An 11,811-nucleotide genomic window follows, 5' to 3' on the forward strand; every position below is an offset into this window, starting at 1 on the left:
TGCGAAGTGGAACGTGTTCCTAACATCGCTGATGTTACATCAGTTGTGTCATACCGCTGGGGGCTTGATGGCAGCGAGAACGAGCGGTTCCGGCGGTCCCGGCGACGAGCTCCGCGGCGCACCCGGCGACGGTGGGGACGGGCCCGGCGACGGCCTCGGCGAGGGGCCCGGCGAGGGGCCCGGCGGCAGCGGCCCACTGGCCGGAGTGCGCGTCGTCGAGCTGGCGGGGATCGGCCCCGGGCCCTTCGCCGCCATGCTCCTCGCCGACCTCGGCGCCGATGTCGTCCGGGTCGACCGGCCCGGCGGCGCGGGCCTCGCGATCAACCCGGCGTACGACCTCACGAACCGCAACAAACGGTCCGTACTGATCGACCTCAAGGCCGACGGCGGCCCCGCACAGGTCCTCGACCTGGCCGAGCGCGCCGACGTCCTGATCGAGGGATACCGCCCGGGGGTCGCCGAGCGGCTCGGCGTCGGCCCCGAGCAGTGCCACGCCCGCAACCCCCGGCTGGTCTACGGGCGGATGACCGGCTGGGGCCAGGAGGGCCCGCTCGCCCAGCGCGCGGGCCACGACATCACCTACATCGCCCTGACCGGCACCCTCGGCATGATCGGCAAGCCGGACGAGGCGCCCGCCGTCCCCGCCAACCTCCTCGGCGACTACGCGGGCGGCTCGCTCTACCTCGTCATCGGCCTGCTCGCCGCACTCCAGCACGCCCGCACCCCCGGCGGCACCGGCCAGGTCGTGGACGCGGCGATCGTCGACGGCGCCGCGCACCTCGCCACCATGATCCACGGGATGGTGGCCGCCGGAGGATGGCAGGACCGCCGCGGTGCCAATCTCCTCGACGGCGGCTGCCCCTTCTACGGGAACTACGCGACCGCCGACGGGGGATACATGGCGGTGGGCCCCCTGGAGCAGCGGTTCTACGACCAGTTCATCGAGCTGCTCGGCATCGGGGACGAGGCCCCGGCGCGCAAGGACTTCGCCCGCTGGGGCGAGCTGCGCGCTGCCGTCGCCGCCCGCTTCCTCGCGAAGACCCGGGCGGAGTGGACCGCGGTCTTCGAGGGCTCCGACGCCTGCGTCGCGCCCGTGCTGTCGCTCGCCGAGGCCCCCTCGCATCCGCATCTCGCGGCCCGCGGCACCTTTACCGACCACGGGGGCATCACCCAGCCGGCCCCCGCGCCACGCTTCTCCGCGACCCCGGGCTCCGTACGCAGGCCGCCGGCCCTCCCCGGCGCGGACACCGAAGAGGTCGCGCGCGACTGGGACGTACCGACTATCCGGCCGGATTTCCGGCAGCAGGGCGGGGAGCAGCAGCGATGACCATGAAACGGCAGATCTTCGGCGCCGACCACGAGGCGTTCCGCGAGATAGTGCGCACGTTCCTCGCCAAGGAGGTGCTGCCCCACTACGACCAGTGGGAGAAGGACGGCATCGTCCCGCGCGAGTCCTGGCGCGCGGCGGGCCGCCAGGGCCTGCTCGGCCTCGCGGTCCCCGAGGAGTACGGAGGCGGTGGGAACGCCGACTTCCGCTACAGCGCGGTGCTCGCCGAGGAGTTCGCCCGCGCGGGCGCGGCCGGCCTCGCGATCGGCCTGCACAACGACATCATCGGGCCCTATCTCACCTCGCTCGCGACCGAGGAGCAGAAGCGGCGCTGGCTGCCGGGCTTCTGCAGCGGCGAGATCATCACGGCCATCGCCATGACCGAGCCGGGCGCGGGCTCGGACCTCCAGGGCATCCGGACCACCGCCGAGGACCGGGGCGACCACTGGCTGCTCAACGGCTCCAAGACGTTCATCTCCAACGGCATCCTCGCCGACCTGGTGATCGTCGTCGCGAAGACCACCCCCGAGGGCGGCGCCAAGGGGTTGTCGCTGCTCGTCGTCGAGCGCGGCACGGCGGGCTTCGAGCGCGGGCGCAATCTCGACAAGATCGGCCAGAAGGCCCAGGACACCGCGGAGCTCTTCTTCACCGACGTCCGCGTCCCGAAGGAGAACCTGCTCGGCGAGCTCAACGGCGCCTTCGTCCATCTGATGACCAACCTCGCCCAGGAGCGGCTGAACATCGCGGTGGCCGGTATCGCCGCGGCCGAGTACCTGCTGGAGATCACCACCCGGTACGTGAAGGAGCGCGAGGCGTTCGGGCGCCCGCTCGCCAAGCTCCAGCACGTTCGCTTCGAGATAGCCGAGATGGCCACCGAGTGCGCCGTCACCCGCACCTTCCTCGACCGCTGCATCGTCGACCACTCCGACGGGGAGCTCGACGCGGTGCACGCCTCGATGGCCAAGTGGTGGGCCACGGAACTGCAGAAGCGCGTCGCCGACCGCTGCCTCCAGTTGCACGGCGGATACGGCTACATGAGCGAGTACCGGGTCGCGAAGGCGTTCACGGACGGCCGTATCCAGACGATCTACGGAGGCACGACGGAGATCATGAAGGAGATCATCGGCCGCTCCCTGCTCTCCTGACCTCCCCTTCCCCGGACCACCCCGCTCCTCCCCGGCCGAATTCGCCCACGCCCCGCACCCCCCACCCCCAGCCTCGACTTCACCCTCACCCTCACCCCCCTCCACGTCACGTACGTCATGCGAAAGGCTCTGCTGTGAGTACCGAAGCGTTTGTGTACGACGCGATCCGCACCCCGCGCGGCCGCGGCAAGGCAGGCGGCGCCCTGCACGGCACCAAGCCCATCGACCTCGTCGTCGGTCTGATCCACGAGATGCGCGCCCGCTTCCCCGAGCTCGACCCGGCGGCGATCGACGACATCGTGCTCGGTGTCGTCGGCCCGGTCGGCGACCAGGGCTCCGACATCGCCCGGATCGCCGCCATCGCCGCCGGGCTGCCCGACTCGGTCGCCGGCGTCCAGGAGAACCGCTTCTGCGCCTCGGGCCTCGAAGCGGTCAACATGGCGGCGATGAAGATCCGCTCCGGCTGGGAGGAGCTCGTCCTCGCCGGCGGCGTCGAGTCGATGTCGCGCGTGCCGATGGCCTCCGACGGCGGTGCCTGGTTCGCCGACCCGATGACCAACTTCGCCACCGGCTTCGTGCCGCAGGGCATCAGCGCCGACCTGATCGCCACGATCGAGGGCTTCTCCCGCCGTGACGTCGACGAGTACGCGGCGCTCTCCCAGGAGCGTGCGGCGGCTGCCTGGAAGGACGGCCGCTTCGACCGCTCCGTCGTCCCCGTCAAGGACCGCAACGGACTGGTCGTGCTCGACCGCGACGAGCACATGCGCCCGGGGACCACCGCGGACTCGCTCGCCTCCCTCAAGCCGTCGTTCGCGGGCATCGGCGACCTGGGCGGCTTCGACGCCGTCGCCCTCCAGCGCTACCACTGGGTGGAGCAGATCGACCACGTCCACCACGCGGGCAACTCGTCCGGCATCGTGGACGGCGCCTCCCTCGTCGCGATCGGCTCGAAGACGATCGGCGAGCGGTACGGACTCACACCGCGCGCCCGGATCGTCTCCGGGGCGGTCTCCGGCTCCGAGCCCACCATCATGCTCACCGGACCGGCCCCCGCCGCCCGCAAGGCGCTCGCCAAGGCCGGACTGACCATCGACGACATCGATCTGATCGAGATCAACGAGGCGTTCGCCGCCGTCGTGCTGCGCTTCGTCCGCGACATGGGGATTTCCCTGGACAAGGTGAACGTCAACGGCGGCGCGATCGCACTCGGCCACCCGCTGGGCGCCACCGGCGCGATGATCCTCGGCACCCTCGTCGACGAACTGGAGCGGCAGGACAAGCGGTACGGCCTTGTCACGCTCTGCGTCGGCGGCGGCATGGGCATCGCCACCGTCGTCGAACGACTCTGACCCTCCCGGCCCTCCGCCCTCCACCGCACTTCACGGCGCCTCCCCCTTCTTACGGAGCAGCAGCAATGACCGAGAGCACGACCATCCGCTGGGAGCAGGACGAGACCGGGATCGTCACCCTCGTCCTCGACGACCCCAACCAGTCCGCCAACACCATGAACCAGGCGTTCAAGGACTCCATCGCGGCGATCGCCGACCGCGCCGAGGCCGAGAAGGACGCGATCCGCGGCATCATCTACACCTCCGCCAAGAAGACCTTCTTCGCGGGCGGCGACCTCAAGGACATGATCAGGCTCCGTCCCGAGGACGCCCGGCTCGCCTTCGACACCGGCACCGCGATCAAGAACTCCCTGCGCCGCATCGAGACCCTCGGCAAGCCCGTCGTCGCGGCCGTCAACGGCGCCGCGCTCGGCGGCGGTTACGAGATCGCGCTCGCCTCCCACCACCGCATCGCCCTCGACGCGCCCGGTTCCAAGATCGGCCTGCCCGAGGTCACGCTCGGCCTGCTCCCGGCCGGCGGCGGCGTCACCCGCACCGTACGCCTCATGGGCATCGCGGACGCGCTGCTGAAGGTGCTGCTCCAGGGCACCCAGTACACCCCGAAGCGGGCGCTGGAGAACGGCCTCGTCCACGAAGTCGCCGCGACGCCCGAAGAGATGCTCGCCAAGGCGCGCGCCTTCATCGACGCCAACCCCGAGTCGCAGCAGCCGTGGGACGTCAAGGGCTACAAGATCCCCGGCGGCACGCCGTCGAACCCCAAGTTCGCCGCCAACCTGCCCGCCTTCCCCGCCAACCTGAAGAAGCAGCTGAACGGCGCCCCGTACCCGGCCCCGCGCAACATCCTCGCCGCGGCCGTCGAGGGCTCCCAGGTCGACTTCGAGACCGCGCTGGCCATCGAGGCCCGGTACTTCACCGAGCTGGTCACCGGCCAGACCGCGAAGAACATGATCCAGGCGTTCTTCTTCGACCTCCAGGCCGTCAACTCCGGCGCCAGCCGCCCCAAGGGCGTCGAGCCGCGCCGGGTCCGCAAGGTCGCCGTGCTCGGCGCCGGGATGATGGGCGCGGGCATCGCGTACGCCTGCGCCAAGGCCGGGATCGACGTCGTCCTGAAGGACGTCAACGCCGACGCCGCCCAGCACGGCAAGGCATACTCGCAGAAGCTGCTCGACAAGGCCGTGAGCCGCGGCCGCAGGACCGAGGCGGAGCGCGACGAGCTGCTCGCCCGGATCACCCCGACCGCCGACCCCGCCGGCCTCGCGGGCTGCGACGCCGTCATCGAGGCGGTGTACGAGGACCCGGCGCTCAAGCACAAGGTGTTCCAGGAGATCCAGGACGTTGTCGAGCCCGACGCGCTGCTCTGCTCCAACACCTCCACCCTGCCGATCACCCTGCTCGCCGAGGGCGTCGAGCGGCCCGCCGACTTCATCGGGCTGCACTTCTTCTCGCCCGTCGACAAGATGCCGCTCGTCGAGATCATCAAGGGCGAGCGGACCGGCGACGAGGCGCTCGCCCGCGCCTTCGACCTGGTGCGCCAGATCGGAAAGACGCCGATCGTCGTCAACGACTCGCGCGGCTTCTTCACCTCCCGCGTCATCGGGCAGTTCATCAACGAGGGCGTGGCGATGGTCGGCGAGGGCGTCGAGCCCGCGTCGGTCGAGCAGGCGGCCGCGCAGGCCGGATACCCGGCGAAGGTGCTCTCGCTGATGGACGAGCTCACCCTCACCCTGCCGCGGAGGATCCGCAACGAGACCAGGCGGGCCGTCGAGGAGGCGGGCGGCACCTGGACCGCCCACCCGGCCGACGCGGTCATCGACCGGCTGGTCGACGACTTCGCCCGCACGGGACGCAGCGGCGGCGCCGGCTTCTACGACTACGTGGACGGCAAGCGGACCGGCCTGTGGCCGGGCCTGCGCGAGCACTTCGCCGGGCAGGACGCCGCGGCCGTGCCGTTCGAGGACATGAAGGAGCGGATGCTCTTCTCCGAGGCCCTGGACTCGGTCCGCTGCCTGGAGGAAGGCGTCCTCACCTCGGTCGCCGACGCCAACATCGGCTCCATCATGGGCATCGGCTTCCCGGCCTGGACGGGCGGCGTCCTCCAGTACATCAACGGTTACGAGGGCGGTCTGCCCGGCTTCGTCGCCCGCTCGCGCGAACTGGCCGCGACGTACGGCGAGCGCTTCGAGCCGCCGGCGCTGCTGGTGGAGAAGGCGGAGCGGGGCGAGATCTTCACGGATGCGTGAGCCGTCGCCGCCGACGGCGGGGTGATGGCGCGACGGTGAGGTGACGCCGCGACGGCGGGGTGACGGGCGCCGGTGAGGCGACGGGCGACGGGCCCCTGTGCATCGCACGGGGCCGTCGCCTCGTCGGCGTCAGCGGCGATCCCCCTCTGGGGCGCCCCGGGTTCCCGGGCGGCGACGCTTCCACCGAGGGCACGGCCGCCCTGGACGTCTTCCTCGTGATCGGCTTCGGGCTGGCGATCCTGCTCGTCGACCGGGTGGGGCGCGTCCCGCTCCAGCTGACCGGCTTCGCCGTGATGACCGGCGCGCTCTGCCTCCTCGCCGCGACGGCCCAGCTCTCCGGCGGCGCAGAGGCCCATCTCGTCCTGGTCTTCCTGGGCTTCGCCCTGTTCAACACCTTTATGAACATGGGCCCCAACGCCACGACGTTCGCCCTGCCCGCCGAGGTCTTCCCCGCGGAAGTGCGCGCCGCGGCCACGGCTTCGCCGCCGGATGCGGGAAGCTCGGTGCCGCCCTGGGCACCTTCCTCTTCCCCGTACTGCTCGCGGACGTCGGCCAGAGCGCACTGCTGTACGGCATCGCGGCGACCAGTGCGCTGGCGTTCGTCGTCACCCTGCTGTTCCGCATCGAGCCGGCCGGCCGCTCGCTCGACGAACTCAGCGGCGAGGCGACGGCGGCGATCGCCCCCCGGGTGACGCCGCCCTAGAAGGTGTCCGCCCCGGGTGCCGACTGCGAACGGAACGCCGCCCGCAGTTCCTCGCGCAGGGACCGCTGGAAGGCCGTCACGAGCGCCTGGATCACCATCGGCTGCATATGGGCCGACAGCGACTTCATCGCCGCGACGTGATCGGGGTCCGCCTCCCGCTCGCGGTAGGGACCCCACACCTCCTCCCGGAACAACCGCGTCAGCTCGTGCGCCGCCGCCCGGGCGTGCTCCAGCAGCACGGTCCGCGAGGCGAGGATGGTCTCGTGCGCGATGGGCACGTCGAGGAGCTCGATCCCGAGCCGCAACAACCCCCCGTCCAGCCGGAACCCGTCCCGGTCCCCGGTGCGGTCGAGCACCCCCATCGCCGCGAGCCGGTCGATGTCCTGCTCCGACAGCACCCGCCCGGCCCGCCGCTCCAGCTCCCCCCGCGCGACGTCCTCCGCCGACTCGGGCGCCCAAGCGGCCACCAGGGCGCGATGGATCGCCAGATCGTGCGCGCTCAGATCGGACGGCAGCTGCTCCAGATAGCGCTCGATCGCGGCGAGTGTCATGCCCTGGTGCTGCAACTCCTCGATCAGCGCCAGCCGTGACAGATGCTCCGCCCCGTAGTGCCCGACCCGCCGCGCACCTATCACCGGCGGCGGCAACAGCCCCCGCGTGCCATAGAACCGGATGGTCCGCACGGTGACCCCGGCCCGCGCCGCCAGCTCATCGACGGTCAGCGTCGGCCCTTCGGTTCCGGTGGCCATACCGTGCCTCGCTCTCCGCCGCTTTCAGCTTTGTGCCTGGGTGCAACAGTATTGCTGTCTCACCAGTGTGGTGAAAGCGCCGGGAACGGGCGGGGCGAGAGCTGTCGCACCCTGCTCAGGCCGCGTTGTCAGTGGTGGCCCGTACGGTGGTGCCATGTCCGGGATCACGTATGTACGGGGGGACGCCACCGCTCCGCAGGGCAAGGGCGTCAAGCTGATCGCCCACGTCTGCAACGACCTGGGCGGCTGGGGCAAGGGCTTCGTCGTCGCCCTGTCCCGCCGCTGGACCGAGCCGGAGGCGGTCTACCGGAGGTGGCACCGGGAGCGGGCGGGGAACGACTTCGGGCTCGGCGCCGTCCAGTTCGTCCAGGTCGGCCCCTATACGTGGGTGGCCAACATGGTGGGGCAGCGCGGCATGCGCACGGGCAGCAAGGGCGTGCCCGTGCGGTACGAGGCGATGGACAAGGCCCTGGGCGCGGTGGCCGACAAGGCCGTCGAGCTCGGCGCGTCGGTCCATATGCCCCGGATCGGCTGCGGGCTGGCAGGCGGCAGGTGGGCGAGGGTCGAGCCCTTGATAGCGGAGCGGCTCGTGGCGCGGGGCGTCGCGGTGACGGTGTACGACCGCGGGCCGTAGGCCACCGGCACGGCCCGGTCGGGACCCCCCTCGGGATTGGTGTGTACCTGACGCTAGAGTGCGGTGCTTGTTCGATTTGCGGCACTGCGAAGGGGGAGGGGCATGAGTGCGCAACTGAGGGAAACCGCAGGTGAGTTGGCCGACGTGCTGTGGCGCGAGCACACCGTGTACCGCGAGCGGGGTGGAGGGGTGGTCATCCGGGGCGAGCATGTGCAGCGGTGGATCAGTATCGCTCCGGGCGGTGGGCGGGACGAGGTGCTGCTGCGGGCCGGGCGGATTCTGGACGGGGGGACGACCGCGCCGGCGCGGTCGGAGGCCGTGGCGAGGCTCGACGCGGGGACGGGTGAACTCGCCGCGACGTGCCGTCGGCTGCTCGCCGAGGCCGCCGCCGACGCCGCGCCCCCTCCGTCGCGGCGGAGGGCGCCCGCACGCTCCGGGCGGCAGGCTGAGCAGAGACGGAACAGACCGCAGGGGCGGCACACCAGCCTCGGCTCCTGGGTCGTGATCCTTTGCGTGGCCGGAGTCGTCGTGCTGTACGCGTACCAGGCGTCGGCGGTCTACCGGTAGCCGGCGAAGTGGTGGGCCAGCGCCGCGTGCGGGTCCTGGTCGCCCGCCTGGACGTGGTCGATGTGGACGGTTGCACCCGCGAGCCTCGGCACCGCGTGCAGCAGGGCGTGCTCCGCGGCCACCGCCACCGCATGGGCCTGGACGACGGTCAGCGCGGGATCGACCCCGACCGAGGTCTCCGCGCGCAGCGTGTGCCCGAGCCAGCGCATCCGCACGGCGCCGACGGCCCTCACGCCCTCCACATGGGAGAGCGCGTGCTCGGCCTCGTCCACCAGCGCCGGGTCCACCGCGTCCATCAGCCGGTGCCAGATCTCCCGGGCCGCGCCGCGCAGCACCAGCAGGATCGCGCCGGTGATGACGAGGCCGATCAGCGGGTCGGCGTACCGCCAGCCCAGCGCCGAGCCGCCCGCGCCCAGCAGGACCGCCAGCGAGGTGAACCCGTCGGTGCGGGCGTGCAGTCCGTCGGCCGTGAGCGCCGCGGAGCCGATGCGCCTGCCGGTGCGGATACGGGCCCTGGCCACCCATTCGTTGCCGGCGAAGCCGACCAGCGCGGCCGCGGCGACGGCCGGCAGATGGGTCACCTCCTGGGGCTCCAGCAGCCGCCGGACCGCCTCGTACCCCGCGAAGGCGGCCGATGACGCGATGACCAGGACGACGAAGACGCCCGCGAGGTCCTCCGCGCGCCCGAAGCCGTACGTGTAGCGGCGGGTGGCGGCCCGGCGGCCGAGGACGAAGGCGAGCGCGAGCGGAAGCGCCGTCAGGGCGTCGGTCGCGTTGTGGACGGTGTCGCCCAGGAGCGCGACCGACCCGGACAGCGCCGCGATGACCGCCTGTACGACGGTCGTGGCGGCGAGGATCCCGAACGAGAACCACAGCGTCCGCAGACCGTCCGCCGAACCTTCGAGCGCCTTGTCGATGCGCTCCCCGTGGTGATGGTGATGGTGGTGTCCATGACCCGTCATGGACACCACCATGGCAGCAGGAAAGCCTTGCAGCCACTGCCGAAGAGCGGCCTCTGACCAGCTGCGAAGGGCTTGCTGATGCCTCCGTGCGGCTACTGCCCGGACGCCGTGACCGGGTAGTGGTCCGACAGGTTCGTGTACGTGTAGTCCGTGCCCCAGCTGGTGACCGTCCAGGGCGCGGTCTGCTCCTTGACCACCTGGTTCGTCCAGCCCGCCGGCCTGGCGTGGCCGGAGCGGTGCAGGACGTAGTCCAGGTCCTCGCGCGGGTCGTCCGGGTAGCGGTCGGCCGCGATCGAGTTCTCCTGCGTGTCGAAGGAGTACGCGTGCCCGGTGCGCGCGTCCGCGCCGACCAGCCCGCCGTCCGCGAGCATCGCCGCGTACTCGGCCGAGTGCGAGTCGACGTTGAAGTCGCCCGCCACGATGACCTGCTCGGACGCCGGGATGTTCTTGCCGTCGAGGAACGCGTCGATCGCCTTGAACTGGAGGCTGCGCATCTGGGCCGCCTCACCGTCCGAGCAGCCCGGGTCGGTGGACTGCGCGTGCGTGCCGACGACGTGCACGCGGGTGCCGTCGATGTCCAGGACGACGTACACGAAGCCCTTGTTGGACCACCAGTCGGAGCCGCACGCGTCCTTGTAGACGTACTGCTCCTTGCGGACGATCGGCCACTTGCTGATCACGGTCACGCCGCCGTCCTCGGGGACGGTCGCCGAGTAGGCCCCGCCGGTCGCGTCCCAGCCGCTCTTGGAGCGGCCGAGCACCGGGGTCTGGTACGGGTACCGGCCGGCGGCGTTCTGCTTCAGCGCGTCGGAGGAGGAGTTGTCGAACGCCTCCTGGAGCACGACGACGTCGTGGCCCTGGAAGAACGACGCGGCGGGGATCTCCCGGGCGCGGTGGTCCTGGCCCCAGTTCGGGTAGAGGGTCTTGCTGAAGAGGAAGGCGTTGTAGGTCAGCACCTTCAGCGACGGCGTCGCGGCGGCGGTCTGCGCGGCCCCGGCGGCGGGCGCGGCGGAGGCCGCGGGCACGGCGGCGGCGAGTGTCACGGCCGTGAGCGCGGTGGAGAGGGCTGCACCGGTGACACGGCGGAGCGCGGAGTGCGGCACTGGAACTCCCGATGATGGAAGGGGTTTTGACCGGCGCGCACATCAAAGCAGCGGGAGTTACCTTTGGGTAACCACCAGGTGCCGGGTTTCTGGCCGCAGCCCCACGATCCCCATAACTTGTTTGAACAACTCAGACCGGACCACCCCGCCACCGGGGCAACTCCCTGACACCGACGGCCACCTCGAACGCCGCGCGCGCCAGCAGCCGCGTCGAGTCCAGCGACGGCAGCGGGACCGCGCCGGGCGTCACGAGCAGCGGGATCTCCGTGCAGACCAGCGCGACCGCATCGCAGCCGCTCGCCGCCAGCTCCTCGACGATCCGTACGAACGTCTCCCGCGAGACGTCCGTGAACTCGCCGTTCACCAGCTCCTCGAAGATGATCCGGTCGACGACGGCGCGCTCCCGCGGCTCCGGCTCCTCCGCGCCGATGCCCCGGCTGCCGAACGCCCTGCGGTAGACCGGCCCCTCCATCAGACGGCGCGTCCCCAGCACGCCGATCCGCCGGTGCCCGTCGGCCTCGGCACGCTCCGCGACCACCTCGGCGATGTGCAGCCCCGGCAGCGCGAGGTCCGCGCCGGGCAGCTCCAGGGCCTCGTGCGCGGTGTTGTCCGGGCAGACGAAGAAGTCCGCTCCGGCGCCCGCCAGCCGCCGTACGCTCTCGGCGAGCGTCGTCCGGACCGCGGCCAGGTCCCCGGCGTCCCAGGCGGACATGCTCCGCGCCAGCGGAATGCAGTCCAGGGTCACGTCGGGATGGTCGTGCGGGCCCAGCTCCCGGAAGCCCTCCTGGCAGAAGGCCCGGAAGCAGAGCGCGGCGCCTTCCGCGCTGTGCGCGAGGATGCCCAGGTGCGTCATGAGGACTCCCAGCCGCTGTCACATCGCCCGAGCTGTTCACCCTAGGGCCTGTCGTTCAGATCAGATCAGATCAGATCAGATCAGATCAGATCAGATCGGCGAGCGGCCCGCCGCGGAGCGGGGAAAACCTCCCGTGCCCGAAGGACTACGGGGAGTCGGAGCCGGTGACGACACCAACG

Annotated in this window: 11 protein-coding genes; 7 read left to right on the top strand and 4 right to left on the bottom strand. The window is 71.5% G+C overall.

Annotation, left to right across the window (positions count from 1 at the left end; all coding sequences use genetic code 11):
- The first annotated feature begins 31 nt into the window (after window positions 1-31).
- From KK483_RS31940 to KK483_RS31960, 5 genes are all read left to right on the top strand, one after another.
- Window positions 32-1,327 carry a CaiB/BaiF CoA transferase family protein gene (locus KK483_RS31940; protein WP_399015531.1) on the top strand — a complete coding sequence of 432 codons (1,296 nt, stop codon included), beginning with the start codon at window positions 32-34 and terminating at the stop codon, window positions 1,325-1,327.
- Window positions 1,328-1,329: 2 nt separating this feature from the next.
- A complete protein-coding gene (locus KK483_RS31945) occupies window positions 1,330-2,472 on the top strand; it encodes an acyl-CoA dehydrogenase family protein (protein WP_262009780.1) in 1,143 nt (380 codons plus the stop codon).
- 134 nt (window positions 2,473-2,606) lie between these two features.
- Window positions 2,607-3,821: an acetyl-CoA C-acetyltransferase gene (locus KK483_RS31950; protein ID WP_262008687.1), complete on the top strand. Its 1,215-nt coding sequence runs from the start codon at window positions 2,607-2,609 to the stop codon at window positions 3,819-3,821.
- A 65-nt stretch (window positions 3,822-3,886) separates the two neighbouring features.
- Window positions 3,887-6,061 carry a 3-hydroxyacyl-CoA dehydrogenase NAD-binding domain-containing protein gene (locus KK483_RS31955; protein ID WP_262008688.1) on the top strand — a complete coding sequence of 725 codons (2,175 nt, stop codon included), beginning with the start codon at window positions 3,887-3,889 and terminating at the stop codon, window positions 6,059-6,061.
- Between the two features lie 59 nt (window positions 6,062-6,120).
- Complete coding sequence (locus KK483_RS31960; protein WP_262008689.1) at window positions 6,121-6,753, top strand: MFS transporter; 633 nt, start codon at window positions 6,121-6,123, stop codon at window positions 6,751-6,753.
- A 7-nt stretch (window positions 6,754-6,760) separates the two neighbouring features.
- Here KK483_RS31960 and KK483_RS31965 read toward each other — a convergent pair whose 3' ends face one another.
- Window positions 6,761-7,513, bottom strand: coding sequence for a MerR family transcriptional regulator (locus tag KK483_RS31965; RefSeq protein ID WP_262008690.1), 753 nt, complete (start codon window positions 7,511-7,513; stop codon window positions 6,761-6,763).
- Between the two features lie 154 nt (window positions 7,514-7,667).
- Here KK483_RS31965 and KK483_RS31970 point away from each other — a divergent pair, with 154 nt between their 5' ends.
- Both KK483_RS31970 and KK483_RS31975 read left to right on the top strand, forming a co-directional pair.
- Window positions 7,668-8,147, top strand: coding sequence for a macro domain-containing protein (locus KK483_RS31970; protein WP_262008691.1), 480 nt, complete (start codon window positions 7,668-7,670; stop codon window positions 8,145-8,147).
- Between the two features lie 102 nt (window positions 8,148-8,249).
- Window positions 8,250-8,714 carry a hypothetical protein gene (locus KK483_RS31975; RefSeq protein WP_262008692.1) on the top strand — a complete coding sequence of 155 codons (465 nt, stop codon included), beginning with the start codon at window positions 8,250-8,252 and terminating at the stop codon, window positions 8,712-8,714.
- On the opposite strand, the gene KK483_RS31980 is transcribed toward KK483_RS31975, so the two are convergent.
- From KK483_RS31980 to KK483_RS31990, 3 genes are all read right to left on the bottom strand, one after another.
- Complete coding sequence (locus tag KK483_RS31980; RefSeq protein WP_262008693.1) at window positions 8,705-9,676, bottom strand: cation diffusion facilitator family transporter; 972 nt, start codon at window positions 9,674-9,676, stop codon at window positions 8,705-8,707. The genes KK483_RS31975 and KK483_RS31980 overlap by 10 nt on opposite strands.
- Before the next feature lie 92 nt (window positions 9,677-9,768).
- Window positions 9,769-10,779 (bottom strand): sphingomyelin phosphodiesterase, encoded by a 1,011-nt coding sequence (gene sph / locus KK483_RS31985; RefSeq protein ID WP_262008694.1) that lies wholly within the window; start codon window positions 10,777-10,779, stop codon window positions 9,769-9,771.
- Between the two features lie 130 nt (window positions 10,780-10,909).
- Window positions 10,910-11,632: an aspartate/glutamate racemase family protein gene (locus KK483_RS31990; protein WP_262008695.1), complete on the bottom strand. Its 723-nt coding sequence runs from the start codon at window positions 11,630-11,632 to the stop codon at window positions 10,910-10,912.
- Between the last annotated feature and the right edge of the window lie 179 nt (window positions 11,633-11,811).

This window comes from Streptomyces sp. FIT100, from assembly GCF_024584805.1.
Classification (GTDB): domain Bacteria; phylum Actinomycetota; class Actinomycetes; order Streptomycetales; family Streptomycetaceae; genus Streptomyces.

Bases quoted from the DNA above. Each gene is read 5' to 3' on its own strand.
- KK483_RS31990 (WP_262008695.1), bottom strand. From the start codon at position 11,632: ATGACGCACCTGGGCATCCTCGCGCACAGCGCGGAAGGCGCCGCGCTC.
- KK483_RS31975 (WP_262008692.1), top strand. From the start codon at position 8,250: ATGAGTGCGCAACTGAGGGAAACCGCAGGTGAGTTGGCCGACGTGCTG.
- KK483_RS31965 (WP_262008690.1), bottom strand. From the start codon at position 7,513: ATGGCCACCGGAACCGAAGGGCCGACGCTGACCGTCGATGAGCTGGCG.
- KK483_RS31970 (WP_262008691.1), top strand. From the start codon at position 7,668: ATGTCCGGGATCACGTATGTACGGGGGGACGCCACCGCTCCGCAGGGC.
- KK483_RS31955 (WP_262008688.1), top strand. From the start codon at position 3,887: ATGACCGAGAGCACGACCATCCGCTGGGAGCAGGACGAGACCGGGATC.
- KK483_RS31945 (WP_262009780.1), top strand. From the start codon at position 1,330: ATGAAACGGCAGATCTTCGGCGCCGACCACGAGGCGTTCCGCGAGATA.
- KK483_RS31940 (WP_399015531.1), top strand. From the start codon at position 32: ATGTTACATCAGTTGTGTCATACCGCTGGGGGCTTGATGGCAGCGAGA.
- KK483_RS31980 (WP_262008693.1), bottom strand. From the start codon at position 9,676: ATGACGGGTCATGGACACCACCATCACCATCACCACGGGGAGCGCATC.